Origin of the sequence: Parasporobacterium paucivorans DSM 15970 (assembly GCF_900141895.1) — a bacterium.
Classification (GTDB): Bacteria; Bacillota; Clostridia; order Lachnospirales; family Lachnospiraceae; genus Parasporobacterium; species Parasporobacterium paucivorans.
On record NZ_FQYT01000007.1, the window covers coordinates 15731 to 39722 of the forward strand.

Annotated in this window: 24 protein-coding genes; 17 read left to right on the top strand and 7 right to left on the bottom strand. The window is 44.3% G+C overall.

Annotated features, from left to right (window positions below; translation table 11 throughout):
• The first annotated feature begins 1 nt into the window (after position 1).
• Both BUA79_RS04115 and BUA79_RS04120 read left to right on the top strand, forming a co-directional pair.
• Entirely contained in the window at positions 2–703 is a 702-nt protein-coding gene (locus tag BUA79_RS04115) for a response regulator transcription factor (RefSeq protein WP_073993098.1), read from the top strand.
• Positions 700–2100, top strand: coding sequence for a sensor histidine kinase (locus BUA79_RS04120; RefSeq protein ID WP_073993099.1), 1401 nt, complete (start codon positions 700–702; stop codon positions 2098–2100). Before BUA79_RS04115 ends, BUA79_RS04120 begins: the two co-directional genes overlap by 4 nt.
• 59 nt (positions 2101–2159) lie before the next feature.
• On the opposite strand, the gene BUA79_RS04125 is transcribed toward BUA79_RS04120, so the two are convergent.
• Positions 2160–3335: a MalY/PatB family protein gene (locus BUA79_RS04125; RefSeq protein WP_073993100.1), complete on the bottom strand. Its 1176-nt coding sequence runs from the start codon at positions 3333–3335 to the stop codon at positions 2160–2162.
• A 19-nt stretch (positions 3336–3354) separates the two neighbouring features.
• On the bottom strand, positions 3355–4494 hold the full coding sequence (locus BUA79_RS04130) for a trans-sulfuration enzyme family protein (RefSeq protein ID WP_073993101.1): 1140 nt from the start codon (positions 4492–4494) through the stop codon (positions 3355–3357).
• 292 nt (positions 4495–4786) lie between these two features.
• On the opposite strand from BUA79_RS04130, the gene BUA79_RS04135 reads away from it, so the two are divergent.
• From BUA79_RS04135 to BUA79_RS04155, 5 genes are all read left to right on the top strand, one after another.
• Entirely contained in the window at positions 4787–6097 is a 1311-nt protein-coding gene (locus BUA79_RS04135; RefSeq protein WP_073993102.1) for an O-acetylhomoserine aminocarboxypropyltransferase/cysteine synthase family protein, read from the top strand.
• Positions 6098–6180: 83 nt separating this feature from the next.
• Positions 6181–6465, top strand: coding sequence for a DUF2325 domain-containing protein (locus BUA79_RS04140; RefSeq protein WP_073993103.1), 285 nt, complete (start codon positions 6181–6183; stop codon positions 6463–6465).
• Entirely contained in the window at positions 6458–6604 is a 147-nt protein-coding gene (locus BUA79_RS04145; RefSeq protein ID WP_073993104.1) for a YezD family protein, read from the top strand. Before BUA79_RS04140 ends, BUA79_RS04145 begins: the two co-directional genes overlap by 8 nt.
• Before the next feature lie 94 nt (positions 6605–6698).
• The gene (gene cysK, locus BUA79_RS04150) at positions 6699–7631 is read left to right on the top strand and encodes a cysteine synthase A (protein ID WP_073993105.1); all 933 of its coding nucleotides are present in this window, start codon (positions 6699–6701) and stop codon (positions 7629–7631) included.
• A 136-nt stretch (positions 7632–7767) separates the two neighbouring features.
• Positions 7768–8205, top strand: a complete 438-nt coding sequence (locus tag BUA79_RS04155) for an RrF2 family transcriptional regulator (RefSeq protein WP_073993106.1) — start codon at positions 7768–7770, stop codon at positions 8203–8205.
• A gap of 2 nt (positions 8206–8207) precedes the next feature.
• Here BUA79_RS04155 and BUA79_RS04160 read toward each other — a convergent pair whose 3' ends face one another.
• From BUA79_RS04160 to BUA79_RS04170, 3 genes are all read right to left on the bottom strand, one after another.
• The gene (locus BUA79_RS04160) at positions 8208–9353 is read right to left on the bottom strand and encodes an aminotransferase class V-fold PLP-dependent enzyme (RefSeq protein ID WP_073993179.1); all 1146 of its coding nucleotides are present in this window, start codon (positions 9351–9353) and stop codon (positions 8208–8210) included.
• Complete coding sequence (fdhD, locus tag BUA79_RS04165; RefSeq protein ID WP_073993107.1) at positions 9353–10153, bottom strand: formate dehydrogenase accessory sulfurtransferase FdhD; 801 nt, start codon at positions 10151–10153, stop codon at positions 9353–9355. Before fdhD ends, BUA79_RS04160 begins: the two co-directional genes overlap by 1 nt.
• A gap of 258 nt (positions 10154–10411) precedes the next feature.
• Entirely contained in the window at positions 10412–11281 is an 870-nt protein-coding gene (locus BUA79_RS04170; protein WP_073993108.1) for a B12-binding domain-containing radical SAM protein, read from the bottom strand.
• Positions 11282–11493: 212 nt separating this feature from the next.
• On the opposite strand from BUA79_RS04170, the gene BUA79_RS04175 reads away from it, so the two are divergent.
• The 6 genes from BUA79_RS04175 (at position 11494) to BUA79_RS04200 (ending at position 18296) form a co-directional block, all read left to right on the top strand.
• Positions 11494–12486: a uroporphyrinogen decarboxylase family protein gene (locus BUA79_RS04175; RefSeq protein WP_073993109.1), complete on the top strand. Its 993-nt coding sequence runs from the start codon at positions 11494–11496 to the stop codon at positions 12484–12486.
• 30 nt (positions 12487–12516) lie between these two features.
• The gene (locus BUA79_RS04180; RefSeq protein WP_073993110.1) at positions 12517–13869 is read left to right on the top strand and encodes a uracil-xanthine permease family protein; all 1353 of its coding nucleotides are present in this window, start codon (positions 12517–12519) and stop codon (positions 13867–13869) included.
• Positions 13870–14022: 153 nt separating this feature from the next.
• Positions 14023–15018, top strand: coding sequence for a uroporphyrinogen decarboxylase family protein (locus BUA79_RS04185; protein WP_073993111.1), 996 nt, complete (start codon positions 14023–14025; stop codon positions 15016–15018).
• 23 nt (positions 15019–15041) lie between these two features.
• Positions 15042–15473 carry a universal stress protein gene (locus BUA79_RS04190; RefSeq protein ID WP_073993112.1) on the top strand — a complete coding sequence of 144 codons (432 nt, stop codon included), beginning with the start codon at positions 15042–15044 and terminating at the stop codon, positions 15471–15473.
• Positions 15474–15766: 293 nt separating this feature from the next.
• A complete protein-coding gene (locus tag BUA79_RS04195; RefSeq protein ID WP_073993113.1) occupies positions 15767–17443 on the top strand; it encodes a ribonuclease J in 1677 nt (558 codons plus the stop codon).
• A gap of 31 nt (positions 17444–17474) precedes the next feature.
• Positions 17475–18296, top strand: a complete 822-nt coding sequence (locus BUA79_RS04200; RefSeq protein ID WP_073993114.1) for an undecaprenyl-diphosphate phosphatase — start codon at positions 17475–17477, stop codon at positions 18294–18296.
• Positions 18297–18333: 37 nt separating this feature from the next.
• Here the strand turns inward: BUA79_RS04200 and BUA79_RS04205 are convergent, their stop codons facing one another.
• Positions 18334–19908: a hypothetical protein gene (locus BUA79_RS04205; protein WP_073993115.1), complete on the bottom strand. Its 1575-nt coding sequence runs from the start codon at positions 19906–19908 to the stop codon at positions 18334–18336.
• Positions 19909–20043: 135 nt separating this feature from the next.
• On the opposite strand from BUA79_RS04205, the gene idi reads away from it, so the two are divergent.
• On the top strand, positions 20044–20571 hold the full coding sequence (gene idi, locus BUA79_RS04210; protein ID WP_073993116.1) for an isopentenyl-diphosphate Delta-isomerase: 528 nt from the start codon (positions 20044–20046) through the stop codon (positions 20569–20571).
• 8 nt (positions 20572–20579) lie between these two features.
• Positions 20580–20981, top strand: a complete 402-nt coding sequence (locus BUA79_RS04215) for a VOC family protein (RefSeq protein ID WP_073993117.1) — start codon at positions 20580–20582, stop codon at positions 20979–20981.
• Between the two features lie 34 nt (positions 20982–21015).
• On the opposite strand, the gene lpdD is transcribed toward BUA79_RS04215, so the two are convergent.
• Positions 21016–21402, bottom strand: a complete 387-nt coding sequence (gene lpdD / locus BUA79_RS04220; protein ID WP_073993118.1) for a prenylated flavin chaperone LpdD — start codon at positions 21400–21402, stop codon at positions 21016–21018.
• Positions 21403–21487: 85 nt separating this feature from the next.
• On the opposite strand from lpdD, the gene BUA79_RS04225 reads away from it, so the two are divergent.
• Together BUA79_RS04225 and BUA79_RS04230 are read left to right on the top strand one after the other, a co-directional pair.
• Complete coding sequence (locus BUA79_RS04225; protein WP_178138527.1) at positions 21488–22426, top strand: magnesium transporter CorA family protein; 939 nt, start codon at positions 21488–21490, stop codon at positions 22424–22426.
• A gap of 188 nt (positions 22427–22614) precedes the next feature.
• On the top strand, positions 22615–23883 hold the full coding sequence (locus tag BUA79_RS04230) for an ABC transporter substrate-binding protein (protein WP_073993120.1): 1269 nt from the start codon (positions 22615–22617) through the stop codon (positions 23881–23883).
• The last annotated feature ends 109 nt before the right edge of the window (positions 23884–23992 follow it).

The following is a 23992-nucleotide window of genomic DNA, read 5'->3' on the forward strand; positions in this document are numbered from 1 at the left end:
CGTGTCCGTAAAGGAAATACTTGTGGTGGATGACGAACCGAAAATACTGGAGGTTGTCTCCTCTTATCTGGAGAGCAAAGGATTTAAAGTCTTTACCGCCGAAACCGGCGGGGAGGCTTTAGATATTTTTGCAAAAAACCGCATTTCGCTTGTAGTTCTTGACCTGATGCTGCCTGACATTTCCGGGGAAGAGATTTGTACAAGGCTGCGTAAAGAATCCCGTGTACCGGTAATTATGCTTACGGCAAAAACACAGGAAAATGATTTACTGAATGGTTTGCAATCAGGAGCAGACGACTATATTACCAAACCGTTCAGCCTGAAGGAATTGCACGCCCGGATAGAAGCTATCCTTCGAAGGTCCGCTGAAGATCTGGCGCCCCTCCTGGCGAAGCTGACCTGGAACGAGGGGGATTTAATCATTGATTTTGACAGGAATGTTGTTAAAAAGGGCGGCGAAGAAGTAAGCCTGACCCCAATCGAATGGAGAATAATCTCGGCTCTCGTGAAGTATCCGAAAAAGGTGTTCACGCGGGATGAGTTGATAGATATTGCTTTTGACGCAGGATTTGACGGTTATGACCGCGTAATCGATACACATATCAAGAATCTGCGGCAAAAAATTGAGGACGATACAAAAAACACCATATATATCCTCACCGTCAGAGGAAGGGGCTATAAATTCGGGGGTGAACGGCAATGAAGCACAGACTTCGCACACAGTTATCCGCAGGTTTTGCACTGATAGTGCTTATTGCGATTTCTCTAATCAGTCTATCTGCAAATCTGCTCATCAACTGGCAGTTTGAAAAATACATACAGCAGCAGCTGGAAACCCACTCCAAGGAATTGGTGGAGAGTCTGAGCTCGCAATATGACAGCCTGTCTCAAAAATGGAATGTAAGCTATATCCACGGTATGGGGATGTATGCACTGAACGACGGCTTTATCCTCAAGGTGTATGACCTTGATAATAACGTAGTATGGGATGCTCAAAGCCATGATATGACGCTCTGCAATCAGATTATGCAGGAAATCGCCACCCGGATGGAACAGGAACGTCCTGAACTGGACGGAAAATTTGAAACTTTCAGACATGAACTTAGTCAAAATGGAATAACAATCGGATATGTGGATATAAGCTACTATAGCCCCTATTATTTCAATGCTGATGATTTCAGGTTTTTAGATTCTCTGAATGTCATGCTTTTAATAATAGGAGTAATCTCCATTCTGGGTGCAATCCTTGCGGGGACGCTTCTTGCCAAACGGCTTACAGGACCCATAGTAAAGACTGCTCAAATCACAAATGAGATTTCCCGGGGAAACTACGAAATGCGTTTCGAGGGAAATGTAAAGACGAAAGAACTGGAAGAACTTGTCAGTGCGGTAAATCATATGGCAGCAACGCTGTCAGAACAGGAGAACCTGCGAAGAAGACTGACTACCGATGTGGCCCATGAGCTGCGCACGCCGCTTACGACCGTCGCATCCTATCTGGAGGCAATCATGGAAGGCGTATGGGAGCCAACGACGGAGCGTCTGCAGAGCTGCTATGATGAAATAGACAGGATTACGAGGCTTGTATCAGATTTGGAAGGCCTTGCACAGATGGAAAGTGAAAATCTCAGACTGGAAAAACTGGAAATCAATTTTCTGGAACTGGCAAAAAATGTCGGGAATAACTTTGCCGCCGAATTGGATAAGAAGAAGCTGCACCTCTCTATCGAAGGGGAGCCAGCCATTGTATCCGTAGACGAAAAAAGGATGATCCAGGTTATCGCGAATCTATTGTCAAATGCAGTAAAATATTCTCACGAGAGCGGACAGATCCGGATCCACATTAAAGACACAGAGGAGAATGTGCTGTTCGTCATGGAAGATGACGGCATAGGAATTCCGGCAAAAGAGCTGTCTCTGGTCTTCGAACGTTTCTACAGAACTGATAAATCGCGTAACCGCAAGACCGGCGGTGCAGGGGTTGGTCTGACTATCGCAAAGTCGATAGTGGATGCCCATGGCGGCACGATTGCGGTAGATAGCGAGGAGGGAAAAGGAAGCCGGTTTATTGTCACTCTGCCAAAACATACAAGATCATAATAAGCATGCCGCAGACCTTTAGAAGGATCTGCGGCATGTTTGTTTTTATACTTATAACCTTACCTGGAGCGGACTGCCTGCTCTAAGTTTTCCAGAGCCTGTCTAAGTACGCTCCTTGGGCAGGCAATATTGATTCTCTCAAAGAGGGCAGTTTCCTTTCCAAAGATAATTCCTCCGTCCAGCCAGAGCTTTGCCCTGTCCACCACCAGATGTTCAAGCTCTTTGTAGTTCAGCCCTAATTTGCTGCAGTCCAGCCAGATAAGATACGTGCCTTCCGGTTCTATCATTTTGATTTCAGGCATTTTTTCGCGTATGAAGGACCTTGCAAAATCCAGATTGCCCTCCAGATATACCTTTAATGCGGTGAGCCATTTTTCACCTTTCGTATAAGCGGACTGGCATGCGACCAGCCCCAGGGTATTCAGCTGGCTGTATCCGCTCGCGTATAGCTGAAGAAGGAAAGCTTTTCGGATGGATTCATTTGGAATGAAAATATTCGAAACCTGCAGTCCCGCCATATTAAAGGTTTTGCTGGGAGCTGTGCAGATGATGGAATTCATGGCAAAATCTTCGCGGATGGATGCAAAAACAGTGTGTCTGTGGCCCGGATAGGTGAAATCACAATGAATTTCATCAGATAAAACGATAACGTTGTGTTTGAGGCATATCTCGCCGACCCTTGTCAGTTCATCTTCGGTCCAGACACGGCCTACCGGATTATGCGGGCTGCAAAGCAGGAACAGCTTAACGTTTTCCTTAATGATTTTTGACTCGAAGTCTTCAAAGTCAATAAAATACTTACCATCTTTATAGGCCAGCTGGTTGTTGACCAGTTTCCGGCTGTTGTCCAATATACATTCAGAAAAAGGATAGTAGACAGGCTGCTGGATCATAACCCCATCGCCTTCTTTTGAAAAGGCCTTGATTGCTAAAGCGATGGCAAAAACGACGCCGGGAGTTTTTATGAGCCACTCCGGCTTGGTATCCCAGTTGAAATGTTTTTCAAACCAGTTATGAAGAGCATGAAAATAATCCACTTTTGATTCACTGTATCCAAAAATGCCATGGGATACGGCTTTCGAAATATCTCCGATAACCTCATCCGGCAGGCAGAAATCCATATCAGCAATCCAAAGGGGCAATAAATCCTCTCTTTTTTTTCGTTCGAGTGCAAAATCATATTTCAGACAGTTGGTATTCCTTCTGTCTATAATCTCATCAAAATCAGTACTCATAATTCTCCTCCGACTCAAGTTAGAACGCCTGGGCCAGATCATTTATCAGATCACTGATATCTTCGATTCCGACCGAAATGCGCAATATTGTTTCCGTGATTCCATTCTTTTCTCTGTCCTCGTCTGATACGTCGGCATGGGTCTGCGTAATCGGATACGTGATCAATGTCTCAACGCCCCCCAGACTTTCCGCAAACCGGATCAGTTTCACGGATCCAAGGATATGCCTGGCCAGATCGGCACTTTCAACCTCAAATGTAAGCATGCTGCCAAATCCGCTGGACTGCAGTTTACTGATTTCATATCCCGGGTGATCAGGCAGTCCGGGGTAATAAACATTTTTGACTTTTTCATTGGTCAGAAGCCACTGCACTATGGCAAAGGCATTCTGCTGCTGGCGCTCCAGCCGGATGGCCAATGTCTTGATTCCTCTGAGAATCAGCCAGCTGTCAAATGGAGCAAGACCGGAGCCTACTGTTTTGAATATGAACCTTAATTTCTCAGACAGCTCCTTGCTGTTGACTACGATAAAGCCAGCCAGCGTGTCATTGTGCCCGCCCATGAATTTTGTCCCGCTATGCACAACGACGTCAGCGCCAAGGTCCAGTGGATTCTGGAAATACGGTGAAAGGAAGGTATTGTCTACTATAAAGAGCAGGCCGTGTTTCCTGGCTATGGAAGCCACCTTGCGTATATCGGTAACATTCATCATCGGATTGGTAGGTGTTTCGATGAAGATGGCTTTCGTTGAGGGGGTTATGTGTTTTTCTATGTCATCCTTACTGGTATCAATAAAGTCGAACGTTATCTGATTCTTCCTATTGATGTGGTTAAACAGGCGGATGGAGCCCCCATATAAATCGTTGCCGGAAATAACGTGGTCTCCGGGATGGAATAATTCCATTAGCGCTGTGATCGCCGCCATGCCGCTGGAAAAAGCAAGCGCATCAAAACCATTTTCCAGCGAACATACAACATTTTCCAATTGCTCTCTGGTCGGATTCTGCAGACGGCTATAGTCATATCCCGTGCTGCTTCCCAGTCCAGGGTGGGCAAATGTGGCCGTCTGATAAATGGGAAAGCTTATGGCACCGGTGTTTTCGCAAGTATTGTTTGTGTTGTCTCCATATATACATTTCGTTGTAAATTTATAATCCATAAGCAGGCTCCTTATATGTTTTTAGGTTAATTTAAATATATAGTAAGAAAATAAATTCGTCAATAAAAATATAATAAATCATATAGGCATAATATGATATTAAAATAAATACATATAAAACATATTGACAAAGTATGAATTAGGATTTAAGATAAGCATATAATTTAGAAACGGACAAAAGGAAAGGGATGATAAAGTTGAATTTTAAACGATGTTGCAGTCAATTTTAGCAAACTATTGAAATAAAATAATATAAGACATACAGGGACCTGTATGCAGAATGGAGATTATTATGAGTGATAAAATTAAAAGAGAAGACAGGAAATTGAAGTTTGAAACCTTGCAGCTGCACGTAGGCCAGGAAAAGCCTGATCCGGTAACGGATGCAAGAGCAGTACCCATTTACCAGACGTCATCTTACGTATTTCATGATTCAGAACATGCAGCAGCAAGGTTTAATCTGGCAGATGTCGGAAATATTTACGGAAGATTGACGAATCCGACACAGGATATTTTTGAACAAAGAATCGCAGCCCTTGAAGGCGGCGTTGCAGCCCTTGCGGTAGCTTCCGGCGCAGCAGCCGTCACGTATACAATCGAGAATCTGGCCCAGCAGGGCGACCATATCGTTTCAGCTAAGAACATATATGGCGGGACATATAATTTACTGCAGCATACACTGCCTCAATATGGCATTACCACCACCTTTGTTGATCCCTTTGAGGACGGAGCCATTGAAAATGCAATCCAGGAGAACACAAAAGCTGTATTTATTGAAACCCTGGGAAATCCGCATTCGGATGTTGTGGATATCGAAGCGATAGCCGAAATAGCACATGCTCACAAGATTCCGCTTGTGGTGGACAGCACATTCGCAACTCCCTATTTATTGCGTCCAATTGAATATGGGGCGGATATAGTAGTCCATTCTGCAACGAAATTTATTGGCGGTCATGGTACTACGATAGGGGGCGTTATTATTGACAGTGGTAAATTTGATTGGGAAGCATCCGGTAAATTCGCATCTCTTACGGAGCCGAATCCAAGCTACCATGGAATCAGCTTTACGAAAGCGGTCGGACCGGCAGCTTTTGTAACTAAGATTAGAGCAATACTGTTGAGGGATACTGGTGCCACCCTGTCGCCGTTCCATGCCTTTTTCTTCCTGCAGGGACTGGAAACACTTTCATTGAGGGTGGAGCGTCATGTGGAAAATTCCCTGAAAGTAATCCAATATCTGAACAATCATCCTCAGGTTGAAAAGGTCAACCATCCTTCCGTAAGCGCCGAAGCAGATAAGAAGGTCCTGTACGAGAAGTATTTTCCAAATGGAGGAGGTTCGATATTCACGTTTGAAATCAAAGGGGATGCGCAGACAGCGAAAGACTTTATAGATAATCTAGAGCTATTTTCCCTGCTTGCAAATGTTGCAGATGTAAAATCTCTGGTCATTCACCCGGCGTCTACTACGCATTCCCAACTTTCCGGGGAGGAACTGACAGACCAGGGAATCCGGCCCAACACGATACGCTTATCCATCGGAACTGAAAACATCGATGATATTATACAGGACTTAGAGGAGGCATTTAAAGCAGTGAAATAATATCTGTGCTAAGTCTTATGCATGCAGGAGGCACCAGTCAGGTGATTGGTGGCAGTTTTGAAAAAACATGAAAGGGTGGGATTATGGCAATATTAATCGTAGGAGCAGATCGTCTCGGAAATATTAACAGGGAAATATATAACAACTGTAATGAAGATATAATACATTGGACTGGAAGAACCAAAATAGGCAGTAAAAAATATGTCATACCGAATGATGTAAGCCGGATTTTTGTCTTCTGCGATTTTATTAATCATAATCTGATGCACCTGATAAAAAAGCAGGCAAAGAGGAACAATGTCCAGATCTTTTACAGCAGGAGGTCAATGGCTATTTTAAATGAAAAAGAGGCACAGCAGTATGGATAAGGTCAACGATAAAAACAAAGGTGACTTTGCTAAAATCATTGAATTGGCAAACACAATCCAATATGGTTCAATCACGGTAATTATCCAGGATGGCAGGATTATACAGATTGAAAAAAATGAAAAAATAAGACTGAAGTAATTTATTCAAAGGCTATTGACATACTAAAAATACTGGAATATAATCAAACATATAAAGCATAGTGAAAAAGTATGAAATATAAAGGAGAGATATTATGGCAAATATTAAGACAAGTGTTACACAATTAGTTGGTAAAACACCATTGCTGGAATTGGCAAATTTTGAAAAAGCAAATAATTTAAAAGCGAAAATCATTGCAAAATTAGAATATTTTAATCCGGCTGGAAGCGTAAAGGACAGAATTGCTTTGGCAATGATTGAAGAAGCTGAAGAAAAAGGGGTTCTGAAACCGGGATCTACGATTATTGAACCAACTTCAGGAAACACAGGAATCGGAATATCCTCCATTGCGAGAGCGAAGGGATATAAGGCCGTCCTGACCATGCCAGAAACGATGAGCGTCGAACGTAGGAATCTCCTGAAGGCTTACGGAGCAGAATTAGTGCTCACGGAAGGCGTAAAAGGAATGAAAGGCGCAATAGCCAAAGCAGAAGAACTGCAAAAAGAAATTCCTGGCTCTGTAATATTGGGACAGTTCGATAATCCGGCTAATCCCAAAGTTCATTTTGAAACAACCGGTCCCGAAATCTGGAATGACACTGATGGTAAAGTGGATATCCTGGTGGCAGGTGTTGGTACGGGCGGTACCATCAGTGGTGTCGGAGAATATTTAAAATCAAAGAACCCCAATATCCAGGTGGTTGCTGTTGAACCTAAGGATTCACCTGTATTGTCAAAAGGTACAGCGGGATCCCATAAGATTCAGGGTATCGGTGCGGGCTTCGTTCCCACTACCTTAAATACCTCCATTTATGACGAAATCATAGCTGTCGAGAATGAAGACGCATTTGCTTCCGGCCGAGACATTGCCAATTATGAAGGTGTCCTCGTAGGAATATCCTCAGGAGCAGCGGTATGGGCCGCGAAACAGCTGGCGCTCAGGCCTGAAAATGAAAACAAAGTTATCGTGGTCATATTGCCTGACACTGGAGAGCGTTACCTGTCAACAGCGTTGTTTGGTCTGTAATCATTAAAGATACCTTAGTGGATAATAAGGAAATTATTCTGATGAGATGGATAATTTCCTTATTAATATTGAAAACAATGGAAAGTTACTGTAAAATGATTAATAAAATGCAATAATAGCAAGGAGGTGAATATAAATGAAAATATCTACAAAAGGACGTTACGCTTTACGGCTTATGCTGGATTTGGCTTTAAATAATACCGGTGAATACATCACAATAAAAAGTATTGCGGCAAGACAGGAAATTTCCGAGAAATATTTAGAGCAGATCATCACGATTTTAAGCAGGGCAAAATATGTAAAAAGCACACGTGGAGCCCAGGGCGGATATATGCTTGCAAAAAATCCGGAAGAGTACACGGTCGGCATGATTTTAAGGCTGACAGAAGGCAGCCTCGCTCCTGTCTCCTGCCTTGATGATGATACGAATGAATGTTCCCGCAGCGGTGACTGTGTCACGCTGGATATTTGGAAAGAAATAGATGACGCCGTCAAAAATGTCGTGGACAATATAACACTGGCGGATTTGGTGGAACGCCAAAGAGCCAAAGCCGGAAACGACTACGTTATTTAAAGTCAGTGAATGATGCTCTGCAATGCAGATAAAAGCGTATCGATTTCTTCAAATGTATTGTAATAACCGAAACTGACCCGGACTGTTCCTGCTGGAAACGTGCCAATGGATTTATGTGCATGTGGCGAACAGTGGAGTCCGGAACGAACCTGAATATGATAGGCCTGGTCTAAAATGGTTTCAATTACCGAAGGCTCAACGGAATCCGCTGTAAAGGAGACAACTCCTGACTGCGGATTCTTTGTATTGCAGTACAGGTTTATGCCTTTCATCTGGTTAAGGCCATTGATTAAGCGACTGGCCAGCTCTGATTCATGACGGGCAATCATATCCAGTCCTGTTGATTTAAGAAAGCGTATGCCTTCAAGCAGCCCTGCAATGCCGGGAAGATTGGATGTTCCGGCTTCAAGCCTGAATGGAAGATTCTCAGGCTGGGAATCTTCATCGGAAAGGATTCCTGTTCCACCTTCCCGGAAGGGTTTGATTGAAAAGTTATCAGATAGCACCAATATACCGGTGCCCATAGGTCCCATGAGACCTTTGTGGCCCGGAGCGGCCAGGATATCGACGCCCAATTCTTTCATATCAATCTGGATGATGCCGGCACTTTGCGCGGCATCCAGAATAACCAGACCGCCGGCCGAATGTACGATCCTGGATATGCCGGCAATGTCGGCAACAGATCCGGTTACATTCGATATATGGGAAATCACCGCAAAATCTATCCCGTCGCGGCATATGCGGGCAACGGATTTCAAATCAATTGCATAATCCTCAAGCCTGCCTGCCGCAGTTATGATTGCACCTCTTTCCCGCAGACTATTAAGGGGACGCATTACGGAATTGTGTTCATAGGGACCTGTCAAAACTTTACTGCCGGGATTTATCAGGCCTTTCAGGGCAATATTGAGCGAATCGGTTCCATTGCAGGTGAATATCACATAATCGGGTGAAGGTGCATTGAAGAACCCGGCTATTTCTTCGCGGGCGTCATTTAGTATTTTGTTGCCCAGAGAAGCGGAAGAGTTCAAACCTCTTCCCGGATTCCCGCGGACCTTTCTGGAAACGGAATCCACATTCTGGTATACTTGTTCTGGTTTTGGCCATGAGGTGGCAGCATTATCCAGATAAATTGTACGATTGCTCATCATAGTATCCTTTCCGGATGCGTAAATACCGTGCACCGGTCATCTCTTGAAAAGCCGACAACCGTGACACCCAGATTTTCAGCAAGGTCAAGAGCAAGCTCCGTAGGCGCTGAACGGGATATTAATATGGAGACACTCATTTTCACTGCCTTTAGCAAAATTTCCGAAGAGACTCTGCCGCTGAACACAATGATTTTATCATGTGTCGGTATGTCCTCCAGGAAACATTTTCCATATATTTTATCCAGGGTGTTATGTCGGCCGATATCCTCACTGAACAGGAGGATTTCACTGCGGTCGGCAAGTCCTGAACAGTGGACTCCGCCGGTTTCCTTGAAGATATCCGACCTGTCTTCTAATTCCTTGGAAAGGTCAAGGATCTGTTGGCCTGAAATCTTAAGATCCGAATCGACAAGCTTGCATATCAGGGCGTCTGAAGAATAATAAAAAGAAGCCCGTCCCTTCCCGCAGCATGGATTGATATATCTTTTTAGGAATATTTTCCCGGACACGGCATTTTCGAACCCTTCAACTTCCGTATAGACCAGACCTTTTTCCTCATCGATGCGCAGGCTTTTCAATTTAGACTTGTCATTCAGTATGCCTTCTGAACATAAGAAGCCAACTGCCATGTTTTTCAGATCCCACGGAGAGCAGACTATTGTAGCCAGCTCTTTTGAATTCACATAAATCGTAACAGCCTTTTCCTGGACGATGTTTTCGCCAGATTCATACCAGACACCGTCACTCATTTTTCTGACTGATTTTGTAACATATGGTGATTGAGTTTTGTCACTCATTTTACTTCCTCCTGATGAATAGTACTTTAATGATAACACAGAAGAGACTCTCTTTTCCATAGTTTTTTGGTCTGAATAATATATTTAATGGATGGTGTATTATATGAGCAGCATTTCATGTGCAGCATAGAATTGATACTACAGCCTGTCTTATAGTATAATACGTCCATACGGCTGTATGAATTTTGAATTGCATAATGGCAGTGAGGTCATGCCGGGAGCTGGTAGGAAGTGCCGCAAGAATAATGGAGGAGCTGATTACAACCCCCTCCATTCCTCCGGTTTGAATGCGCCATTCCGCGCGGCTTCATCGAGCTCAGCCAGCATCCTGGGGGTATCCCTGTTCAGGCTTCCCGCCAGATTGATATAGTTGGAAGCATGATTTGCCCTGAAAACTGTGCCCTCGCTATCTGTGTTTTCAAGAAATAGCCGCATTTCCCGGATGACTTCTTCCGGTCCTGGCAGCTCAAAGCGGCCGGAGGATATATCTTCAAACAGCGGGGACTGCGGATCTGCCATTAGAGTCAGGAAGGATACATATTCCGGCTTGATGACGCTGATGACCCGGGCAGAATCCAGTGCATGGGGGGCAAGCAGATCTCTGTCGCCGAGCCCGGATATAAGCGTTACGGAGGACTGCATCCGTGCTTCCTTCAGCCGGAGCCCGGCCTGGATGATTTCCCGGGAGGTAACGCCTTTTTCCATCCGGGCGAGAACCTCATCGTTTCCGGATTCTATTCCCATGTAGATCAGGGTGAGTCCGGCTTCTCTCAGCCGGGCCAGCTCCTGTACACTTTTGTCCAGAATGTCCCCTGGCGCCCCGTAGGCAGAAACTCTTTCAACCTCCGGAAACAGTTCCCGGATTCTCTCCAGGAGCTTAAGAAGGGTTTCTGTTTTGACAATCAGCGCGTCTCCGTCTGCCAGAAATATTCTGCGGATCCCCCGGGGATACCTCTTTCTTGCTGCTTCAAGATCCTCCAGGATTTCTTCAAAGGGGCGAATCCGGAAATTTTTGCTTTTATACATATAGCAGAAACGGCAGGTGTTTCTTGCACAGCCGATTGTCAGCTGGATAATCAGGCTTGCCGCCTCACTGGGAGGACGGTAGACGGTTCCTTCATAGCGCATGTCTTGTCACCTCTTTTTTTTATACATTGTACCACAATACCTGATAAATCAAGCAGGAACTATAACAAAAAGTGGATATGTATATCCTTTTTGTCTATTTGTGTTTTTGGAAGAAATAAACTATAATTGGTATAAATTATTAAATTTTTTAGTACAATGAATCATTTTTAGACTGTATGAATGTAGAATGCAGATACGAAAGGAGAAATTTTATGTTAACAAAGAGAGAAAATTTATTGGAAACCATCCGGGGAGGTCATCCTGACAGGTACGTGAACTCATACGAACCTTATGTGCTCATCGTTGACCCGATAATGAAAGCAATCGGTGGCATGCCATTTACCATGAAACCTGGCGATACGGATATAAATGGCTGGGGAGTTAAAGTGGATTTTCCCCTTGGCGCGCCGGGACCTTTCCCAATGCACAGCGAGGAGCTGACTGTACTCAAAGACATAACCAAATGGAAAGAAATGGTAAAAGCTCCCAAAGTGGTTTATTCAGATGAAGACTGGGCTGAGACCAAGGCAGAGGTAGCAAAAATCGACAGGAATGAATATTTTGTAACCGGATTTATTGCTCCTGGAATTTTCGAAAAAGTACACTATCTGATGGGAATGCAGGAAGCGCTGATCAGTTTCTATGAAGAGCCGGAAGCCATGCATGAGCTGATTGATTTCCTGGCTGACTGGGAAATCTCACATGGAAAAGAAATGATGAAGCACATCCAGCCGGATGCTTTATTCCATCATGACGACTGGGGCAGCCAGATATCCTCTTTTATATCCCCTGAAATGTTTGAAGAATTCCTGCTTCCTGCTTACAAAAAGGTTTACGGATATTTTAAAGAGCAGGGCTGTATCATCATCCACCATTCAGATTCCTACGGGGCCAACCTTGTCCCATTCATGATTGAAATGGGAATGGATATATGGCAGGGGACTATGTCTACAAACAACATCCCTGAACTGATCAAAAAGTACGGCGGCCAGATTACATTCATGGGCGGAATTGATAATGGAATTGTGGACAGAGTAGACTGGACACCGGAAAAGATTGCTGAAGTAGTCGAAAATGTCTGCCGCGAAAATGGCACGAAGTTCTTCATTCCAGGAACGACCATGGGCGGACCGGACAGCGTCTATCCAGGTGTATATGATGCTGTAACCAAGGAAATCGACAGAATGAGTAAGGTTATGTTTTAAAAATGATATAATAAAAAAGGAGAAAAATTTATGGAAATCAGAGTCAAATCGGGGGAAAAACTTTCTGTAAAACAGTCACTGTTTTATGGTTTCCAGTCAGTACTCGCCTGCAATCTTTTCTTAGGTCCCATCGTACTCATCGGCATTTTCCAAATGAACGTTCAGCAGTCGGCTGCTTTTATTGGAATGACCTTCCTGGCTTGTGGTATTGCTACATTGATTCAGTCAGGCTTCTTTTTGAAAATGCAGGTAATTCAGGGTGTTTCGTTTGCTGCACTCGGTGCAATTGTGGCCGTTGTAATGGGAGGGGGATGGCAAACACTTGTCGGCGCCGTTATAGTATCTTCCATATTTATTATTCTTCTGGGCGCATTGCGAATTTTCAGTAAATTTGTAAGAATCTTCATACCGGGTCTGATTGCGGGTACCGTAATCATCGTAGTAGGCATTTCCCTTATACCGGTTACTTTTAGTTCCGTCGTAAATCTTCCCGGCAATGCAAATGTCAACTTTTTCCTTGCCGGAATAACCTTTGTATTGCTTTTGATATTTATGAGACTCGGTCACATGAAAAACCGTTTTGCGAAAATTCTCAGCATCGGCGGTATTATCTATGCTATTGTAATTGGTACTGTGATTGCTTCATTCTTTGGTCAGGTAAATCTTGAGCCGGTTAAAGAAGCCGCCTGGTTTGCCCTTCCAAAAGTACTTCCTTACGGAGCGCCAAAATTTGATATTGCTTCTATAATTGTTTTCTGTGTAATTATGATTGTTGTAATGATTGAATCTGTTGGAACCTGGTTCACACTCACTGAATTGAGTGGAGAAAAAGTAGATGAAAAACGAATGGACCGAGGTGTTGTTGGTGAAGGAATCGGAGTTTTAATAGGTTCGTTTTTCGGTGGACTTCCAATCACCAGCTACGCATCGAATACAGGCGTACTTGTTCTTACCAAGGTGTTTAGCCGCTACGCTGCATTCGGAGCTGGTGTCATTGCGGTTGTCATGGCTTTCTGCCCTAAACTGTTATATCTGATTGCAGTCGTACCTAGTTCTGTTATCTGGGGTGTATATGGAATCGTGGCAATATCCGTATTCATGAGCGGAATAACCAGTATCAAGAAATATCCGTCAACAGAACGTAATAATCTGATTGTAGGCATTTCCGTTATGATGACAATTGGTGTTGGGCTTCTTCCAGCGGCAATGGTAGGAGCTATGCCAGGCGTTCTCAGCTACTTCTTCCAGGCACCAATTGCTATTGGAAGTATTACTGCCATAATATTGAATCTGGTACTGCGGGCAAGGCCGGAAGATCAGGCTCCGGAACCGGAAAAAGTAACAGAAGTACAGCCGGAAGAAGTCGTTCAGGCTGCAGTATAACAATACTGAGTGGAAGCTTTCGGGCTTCCACTTTTTTATTTGTGTTTTTGGAAGAAACAAACTATAATTAATATACAATATTGGAATTTTTGGTACAATGCATGGTTTTTGGACTGCGTCAATGTAAAATGCTGATTTGAAAGGAGAAATTTTATGTTAACAAAGAGAGAAAATTTATTGGAAACCATCCGGGGAGGTCATCCTGACAGGTACGTGAACTCATACGAACCTTATGTGCTCATTGTTGACCCGATAATGAAAGCAATCGGTGGCATGCCATTTACCATGAAACCTGGCGACACAGATATAAATGGCTGGGGAGTTAAAGTGGACTTTCCCCTTGGCGCGCCGGGACCATTCCCAATGCACAGCGAGGAGCTGACTGTACTCAAAGACATAACCAAATGGAAAGAAACCGTAAAAGCCCCCAGAGTGGTTTTTTCTGATGAAGAATGGGCTGAGACCAAAGCAGAAGTAGCAAAAATCGACAGGAAGGAATATTTTGTAACCGGATTTATTGCTCCTGGAATTTTCGAAAAAGTACACTATCTGATGGGAATGCAGGAAGCGCTGATCAGTTTCTATGAAGAGCCGGAAGCCATGCATGAGCTGATCGATTTCCTGGCTGACTGGGAAATCTCACATGGAAAAGAAATGATGAAGCACATCCAGCCGGATGCTTTATTCCATCATGATGACTGGGGCAGCCAGATATCCTCTTTTATATCCCCTGAAATGTTTGAAGAATTCCTGCTTCCTGCTTACAAAAAGGTTTACGGATATTTCAAAGAGCAGGGATGTATCATCATTCATCACTCCGATTCCTATGGTGCAAACTTGGTTCCTTATATGATTGAGATGGGAATGGACATATGGCAGGGTGCCATGTCAACGAACAACATTCCTGAACTGATCAAAAAGTATAAAGGACAGATTACCTTCATGGGCGGAATTGATAATGGAATTGTGGACAGAGCGGATTGGACACCGGAAAAGATTGCAGAAGTAGTTGAAAAAGTATGCCGCGAAACCGGCACGGAGTTCTTCATTCCAGGCACAACCATGGGCGGACCTGAAAGCGTCTATCCAGGTGTATATGATGCTGTAACCAAGGAAATCGACAGAATGAGCAAGATAATGTTTAAATAAATGCGTCGCATGGAGGGAATCCAATGAAAATTCTTGTACCTGTGGATGGCTCGCTTGCATCCAAAAATGCAGTGGCGGAAGCCATTAAGATTGCAAAGAAGGATAATGGATCTATAAAACTTATAACAGTAGTTGATTTCCACGCTCTGGCTGCGGCCACTGGAGAGGTCTACGTGGCGATTGTCAAGCAGATGGGGGAAGATGCTGATATTTTGCTTAATTCCATCATCAATGAAACGGATTTCGGAGGCCTTTACGTAGAGAGGGAAGTGCTGACCGGAAGGGCTTACGAAGAAATCCTGCGGGCAGCAGAAGACGAGAAATTTGACATGATTGTCATGGGCAACAGAGGCTTCTCAAGGATCAAACGTTTCTTTGTAGGGTCTGTTACGCAAAGGGTGATTTCGGAAGCGACATGTCCTGTGCTTGTAGTGCACACTGAGGCCGAAGAGTAAAAGAACCGGGTGTCCTGATAAATACAGGGCACCCGGTTTGTTTATCTGCATTAACGTTTGACAAACATATGCAAATGGTGTTATCATACAAGGGATTGTATGTCCGGAAATTTGAATTAATCTGCAGCTATGGAAAATCCATTGCTTAGGCTTTTAAAGGACAGTATTATGGAAGAATAATATTGCCCAGTGAAAAGAAATGCAGGTCTGAATTGAACGATTAACAAAATAAACCAGAAGACAAATGCAAGGGAATTCTAATGGAATTCCTCTTGTTTTTATTAGGAGAATGAATGAAGAAAAACGAATTAAATGAAAAGAAAGTAAAAATAATCCCACTTGGAGGATTGGAAAAAATCGGAATGAACATCACTGCCTTTGAATACGAAGACAGTATTATTCTGGTGGATTGCGGGGCTTCTTTCCCGGAAGATGAGATGCTGGGAATCGATCTGGTAATACCTGACATTTCTTATCTCATTGAAAACAAAGAAAAAGTTAAAGGAATTTTCATCACCCATGGCCATGAGGATCACATCGGGGCATTGCCTTATGTGCTGAAAGAACTGAACGTGCCTATATATGCAACGCAGCTGACCCAGGGCCTGATCGAACTGAAGCTGAAGGAGCACAGGCTGCTGAGAGAAACAAAAAGGAAAACCGTAAAACATGGGCAGACCATTACCCAGGGGGCTTTTCGTGTTGAGTTTATAAAGACGAATCACAGCATAGCTGATGCTTCGGCACTGGCCATATATTCTCCGGCAGGAATTATTCTGCATACGGGAGATTTCAAAATCGACTATACCCCGCTGTTTGGGGATGCCATTGATCTTCCAAGGTTGGGCGAGCTGGGGAAAAAGGGCGTACTGGCCGTAATGTGCGACAGCACGAATGCAAAAAGACCAGGCTTCACAGTCTCAGAAAAACTGGTGGCAAGAACCTTTAAACACCTTTTTGCGGATAATACCACAAACAGGATGATTGTGGCTACCTTTGCCTCCAATGTGGACAGGGTCCAGCAGATTATTAACACAGCGCATGAATTTGACCGGAAAGTAGTTGTTCAGGGGAGAAGCATGATCAATGTAATCCGCGTGGCAACAGAGCTCGGTTATATAAAAATCCCGGAAAATACCTTGATTGAACCAGATCAGATGAAGAATTATTCGGATGAAAAACTCGTAATCGTAACAACCGGAAGTCAGGGAGAAGCTATGGCAGGTCTTTCCAGAATGGCGGATTCCACCCACAAGACTATCTCCATCAAACCAGGCGATCACATTGTATTCAGTTCCACTCCGATTCCGGGGAATGAAAAGGCTGTTTCAAAGGTCGTAAACGGACTGACGATGAAAGGTGCAAAAATCATTTATCAGGATACTCATGTATCCGGACATGCCTGCCAGGAAGAAATCAAGCTGATCTATTCCCTGCTTCGTCCGAGGTACTCCATTCCGATTCACGGAGAATACAGTTTCCGAATGGCCCAGAAAGAGCTGGCTGAATCGATGGGAATGGATTCAGACCATATATTCATGCTGAATTCCGGCAATGTACTGGAATTATCCGAGAAAAAAGGAGCCGTCACAGCACAGGCCAAATCCGGAGGAATATTCGTTGACGGTCTCGGTGTAGGCGATGTTGGAAATATTGTCATCCGGGACAGACAGAACCTCGCTGAAAACGGATTGATTGTCGTAACCATAGGAATCGAGAAATCAAGCAATCGGATCATCACAGGACCGGACATTGTTACCAGAGGTTTTGTATACATACGGGAATCCGGAGACCTGCTGGAGAAAATCAAAAAAGTTGCAGCCAAAAGTCTGGACAAATGCGAAGACAAGAAAATAACCGACTGGAGCAAAATCAAGACGACGGTGAAAGATGACCTGGGAGAATTCCTCTGGAAAGAAATGAAAAGAAGTCCTATGATCATTCCGATCATTATGGAAATTGACAGATAAACCGCGCCATTTGAGGTAAAGGGAGAACATCATGACAGAGATATTAAAGGCGGCATTATTCGGTATAGTGGAAGGCATCACGGAGTGGCTTCCCATAAGCAGTACAGGACACCTGATCCTTCTGAAAGAATTTATAGACCTGAATGTAAGCAAGGAATTCTGGAGCATGTTTGAAGTAGTGATCCAGCTGGGAGCCATACTTGCGGTTGTGGTTATTTTCTGGAAAAAGTTGTGGCCCTTTTCAATCAAAGAAAAATTCTTCATCAAACAGGAAACTCTCATCATGTGGCTGAAGATACTGGTATCCTGTGTGCCGGCGGCACTGGTTGCCATAATCCTGGGGGATAAGATCGAGGAACTGTTCTATAATTACTGGGTGATTGCCCTGGCCCTTATCGTGTTTGGCGTGGCATTTATAGTGATAGAAAACCGGAACAGGCATGCAGCTGTCCGAATAAAAAGCCTTTCCCAGATCACCTTTCAGGCTGCACTGATTATAGGGGTATTTCAGTTGGTTGCAGCAGTATTCCCCGGCACAAGCCGCTCGGGGGCTACCATCCTGGGGGCCATTCTCATCGGCGTTTCCAGAAGCGTAGCGGCAGAGTACACATTCTTTCTGGCGGTTCCGGTAATGTTCGGGGCAAGTCTGATCAAACTCCTCGGTTTTGGATTGAATTTCACAGGCATGGAAATGGCGATACTTCTGACTGGAATGATTGTGGCATTTCTGGTATCCCTATTCGTTATACGTTTTCTTATGGGCTATATCAAAAAGCATGATTTTAAGGTTTTTGGATGGTACAGGATCGTACTGGGAATTGCAGTTATTCTTTATTTTTCCTTTATCCACTAAAAAAAGGACGGGATTTTCATCCCGTCCTTTATTATGCCTATTTATCGATGGATATCAATTCCGTTATATCTTCCGCTTTCAGATACTGGATATTCGCGGTATCCCCTACATTCAGAAGAATCAGATTTTCCGTAAAGACTGTCCTGTAGACATTTTTGTTTTCGTCTTTTATGTAGCAGAAGGTCTCTCCGTCGTTCACTATGAACTGGATGTCCGTTATGATGATCTGGGCGGTCGTGATGTCGTCTTCCTTGATTTCTTCTCCCGGAACGGATCTGGCCAAAAGCTTTTTGTATTCGGACAAGGTCGCATCCTGGGTTTTTCCTGTGGCCACAACATTATAATTCTCCATATTTACCATGGCGTATAACTTGACGATGCTGTTGTCGTCTTTCAGTACCATCAGGTAGGTGGCCTGTCCGTTCACGTTGATGACGGAAGGGAAGGACGCGGTATATTTATACTGCTGTACTTCGCCCTCTGCTGCGGACATGGCACTGTATTCCTCCGCACCGGAGACCGGGTAGTAGGTGAAGTCTCCCGTCCTGGAGTTTACCATTATGAAGCCTACGTTGGACTCATCCTGTGCCGTGAGGGATGTTATGCCTGTAAATACATAGACATCATCACCAATGGTCTTATATCCGAAGTTATCTGTGGTCGCGGTGCAGCCTTCCTGGCCGAAGATGGAGTTCCAGTAGCCTGACTGATATGCGCCATACCAGTTGTACAGCTGGGAAATCTTTTCCCCGGAGAAAACATAATCAATCCAGGTGGGAGCCTTGTCCACATCGTATTTCGTGCTTTCACCTGTGACGGCATCCATGATGATGACAGTTTCTATGTTCACGGCTCCGAAAAGTCCTGCCTTGGGCTTAAGTACGGAGCAGATCCAGTAGGGGTTGCCCTCGTCATCAATCTCGAAATGCTTTTCTCCGAATATATCCGTAGGGTGGGAAAGACGCAGCTTGCGGTCCAGGTTCTTGAAGAAATAAGCGGAGGGGCTGTACTGGATTTTTTTATCCAGGCGGACGAATTCGGCCGTATTCTTAACGGGATCGACCAGCACATAACCGGGAATGCCGTCATTCTTCAGATATTTAATGAATCCCACATAGTTCAGTGGCGACACTTTCATCGGGCTGCCCTTGTAATTGATCTGCGTGTAGTTATCGGAAACTTTGAACTGGGAAACGAGGTCAGAGAGGGTTCCCAGGGTACGGTTGCCGATAATGATGGCGGATTGGGTGTCCATCAGTGCGATATTGGAGATGTTTTCCTCCTCCGGGAAGTCCTCTTGAAAAACTCCCTGCTTCAGGGCAACCTGGGAAGAATAGGTTTCGGAATGGAAGAATGCTCCGCTTATGATGTTTGCGGCGATAAAAATGGCGATGGCAATGATCACGCCAATGATCAGTCTTCTGAATTTCTGCGGGTTTTCGTGGACAGTCACTGCCCAGAGGATATTGATGGCGGCATAAACAGCCACAAAAAAGATTACAAATCCCCAGGTGGCGGTACTCCGTATGTTCATAGGCGGAAGAACCACATAATAAGCGGCCGCCGCTAAAATGAGGACGATAATCGCGGATAACCAGTATCTCTTTTTCATGTTTTTTCTCCTTTTGCGATGTGCGATGGTGGTTAATAGAAGTATTATACACTATCGACATAAGGGATGCCATAAGATTCGGGTTATGCTATAATAAGGAAGATTGAAAACTGAGGTTTCGGAGGTATGCGGAAAATGACAGATGGATTGATAACGGTTGATTTGCTGGATAATGAAACAGGATGCGGGGATAAGGCCGGCATACACAAGGATGGGGTGCTGCACAGAGCATTTTCGGTTTTTTTGATGGACGGAGATAAGATGCTCATACAGAGACGCCAACGGAATAAGTATCATTCAGGCGGATTGTGGGCCAACGCATGCTGTTCCCACCCGAGGTCAGGAGTAAGCCTGATGGAGTCTGTCCGCATCAGAATGATGGAAGAAATCGGAGTGGACTGCGAGGTGGAGGAAATCTTCGATTTTGTTTATTATGCCAGGTTTTCCGATGTCATGCATGAATACGAGTATGATCATGTCTTTCTGGGGGAATATAATGGAGAGCTGGCCATAAACCCGGAAGAAATCGAAGAAGTGAAGTGGGTGGATCTGCAGGTTCTTATGGCGGATATGATGGAAAATCCGGATGAATATGCGGTCTGGTTCCTGATTGCGGCTCCTAAAGTAATCAAGCATATAATAAGCAGGAATGAAAGGGGATAATCATTGTTATGGAAGGAAAATTAAAAGCACTGCATGCCGGCATCAGCGTGGGGGATATGGATGGAGCGATTTCATGGTATGGGAAAAATCTGGGATTCCGGGTAGTCAGCGATGAATACATTCAGCCGCTGAAATCCAGGATTGTATTTATCAAAAATGGAGACTTCGAAATCGAGCTGTTCGAGCACGATGATAGAAAGCCTATTCCCCAGGAAAGGCTGGCCCCGAATTCCGATATCCAGACAATCGGGACAAAACACATCGCGTTCAGGGTGGAGGACATGAAGGCATTAAAGAAGAAATTTCTGGAGAATGGGGTGGATATTGCCCATGAAGTAACGATGGGGACGGACCATGTCATGTTTGTCCGGGATAATTCAGGAGTTTTGATAGAATTTATCCAGAATTAAAGAAATGCCGCTGTGTAAGCGGCATCCTTCCAATTTAATCGGTGCTTTTCTGCAGTTCATCTATCAGCTGTGCCACCAGACGGTCCACAATGGACAGGATAGCCGGGAAATCCTCCGGTTTGCCATTGTCATAATGTATTCCGCAAGCTACGGCTACGATTGTATTCAGTGAACTGGCAAGCCGATTGGCTGCTGATTCGGCAACGCTGCCTTCCTTATGTCCAACGACAGAAAGGATGGAGGATGTCGCACTGAGCATGGATGGATCTGCCAGCGACGGACGGGGCTGGGAAAGTGCAACACTTCCAATGTGGGGGAGGTCTCCTCCGCTTAACGAAACCACCAGGTTTGATCCCTGTCTGCAGGCCGTGATGGAGATATCCTTGTCTTTGTAGGTTTCCTTAATAGTTATGATGTTCATTGGGCAGTCCCCTTTCGGTTTTTTTATAATTTATTCTATCATTACAAAGGAGAAATTGCCAGAATTATATGGTATGGAGGCGAGAATGATTTACTATCAGATGGGTGAGAAAATCACTACCATTTCCCAGGGGGAAATAAATGAAAATATAATCACGGCAGGAGTTATAACCCTGGCTGAATTGGAGTCCGAGTTCGTGAAGTTTGGTTTTTCGGAAGCCACTGTAATCCAGTGCAAAAAGAATGAGAGACGGATCCATGGAACCATTGACGTATACGACGATTATCATTTTGGAATCATTAACGGGATAGATGCCCGGAACTATCTGAATCTGCAGGACAAAATTGCCCTATATATCAAGAAAAATCTTTTCATTGTCGTAATCATAAAGGACGAAGATGAAAGCGTAGGCGCAAAATTCAGGGAGGCACTGGAACACGTAAACAAGCGCATGCTGACTCTGGAGAAGATGATTTCTGCTTTTCTGGAACGTCTGATTTCGGAAGACTATGATATCCTGGAAGATTTGGAGGAAAAAATCAGGCAGCTGGAGGAGAATATAAGCAATCGGGAAATCAATAAAGAATTTCCTATCGACATCACAGACATCAGGAAGCACCTGCTGATATTGCATGATTTTTACGACCAGCTCATTATTCTGGGAGAAACGCTTCAGGAAAACGAAAACGACCTGTTTGAAGAGGAGAAGCTTCGATATTTCAGGATATTTACAAATCGGGTGAAGAGGCTGAGCTATGACGTGCAGATGCTGCAGGAATATTGTTCTCATGTGAAGGAAGCCTACCATGCCCAGATGGATAATAACCTGAATTCCGTAATGGAAATATTCACGGTCGTGGCCGCCATATTCCTGCCGCTGACCCTTATAGCCGGCTGGTATGGGATGAATTTCGAATCCATGCCGGAGTTATCCTGGAAGTTCGGGTATCCAATGGTTATACTGATATCCGTCGTGGTAGTCATTCTGGCTCTGCGGTATTTCAGGAAGAGAAAGCTCTTTTGAAAAAGTAAAGCTTCTATTATTCCGAATATTCAATCAATTAATTGCAAATATAGATAAATACGAGACTCTAAGTGTGGTAAAATTAGTTAGAACGACGATGACTAATTTTCTACTCGGATTTGTTTTGAAAGAATATACCAAATTCTTTCAAAAAATAAAATACAAATTTTATCACAAGGAGGAGTTTTATGAAAAAGATCACTCGTATTTTTGCTTTACTATTGTCATTGATTCTGCTGGTACCGGCTGTATTGGCAGGATGTGGCAGCTCGGATGAGACTGCCGACAAGACTGAAATTGTCATTGGGTATGTGGCTCCGTTTACCGGTCCGATTTCTGCCCACACAGCAGCTTTCAGCTGGGTTATGGATCAGGCGGTTGCGAAAATCAACGAAGATGGAGGCATCTACATCAAGGCATATGATAAGAAGCTCCCTATCCGTGTTGTGACAGCAGACTCTGAATCGAGTTCCACGAAAGCATCTGAAGTGGCAAACAAGCTTGTATTGGATGAGAAAGTTGATATCCTTGCAGGAGCGTGGACTCCGGATACATCCCTGCCGGTTGCGGCCGTCGCAGAACGTAATCAGATTCCATGCCTTATCGAAAACAGTCCGGCTGATTCCTGGCTGACAGGAGGACCTTATGAGTGGTCCTATGGAATCATGTTTTATCTGGATGACCTTGTGGAAGGATACATTGATGCTTTGGACAAGCTGGACACAAACAAAAGAGTCGGATATTTGTTTGACAGTGAAGTTGACGGCGTAACCTTCTCTGCCATGCTGAATGAGAAACTTCCAGGCCGTGGCTATGAAATCGTAGATCCGGGCCGTTTCGCCTCATCTACCACAGACTATACCAACATTATCACCCAGCTGAAAAATGCTGATTGTGATATCGTTATTGGAAATCAGATCACACCGAACTTTACAACTGCCTGGCAGCAGTTCCAGCAGCAGGGATATGTTCCTAAAGCAATGGTTGTAGGAAAAGCATTACAGTTCTACACGGATGTTGCGGCATTAGGAAACGATATCGGAACAGGCATCATGTCCGAGAGACATTGGAACCGTACCTACCAGTTCAAATCCACCCTGCTCGGAAGTACGCCGGAAGAGCTGGCTACAGCCTGGGAAACTGAAAAGAAATCCGAATATCCGTTTACAATCGGTTATGACCTGGCGTTCTTTGAAGTTCTTTCAGAAGCACTTAGCAAATGCGATGATCTTAAACCGGAGACAATCCGTGATGCCATCGGAGCAGTTGACTATGAAGGAATATTTGGAGCTTTGAAAGCGGATGAAAAGCACGTATTCCGTGCACCAATTGTTACTGGACAGTGGATTAAGAGCGATACCTGGGGATTTGAATCCAATATCATTTCCAATGGCAACTTCGTCGGGATATCAAAAGAGAACGACCCGATTTTCCTTCCTGGATATACGGTTAAGTAATCAGCAGAATTAATAACCGAATAGGATTGAAGATACCTGTGGCTTTGGCTGCAGGTATCTTTCGGTATACCGATGGTATCTTGTATTAAAGAGGTACTTGTGCTATCAT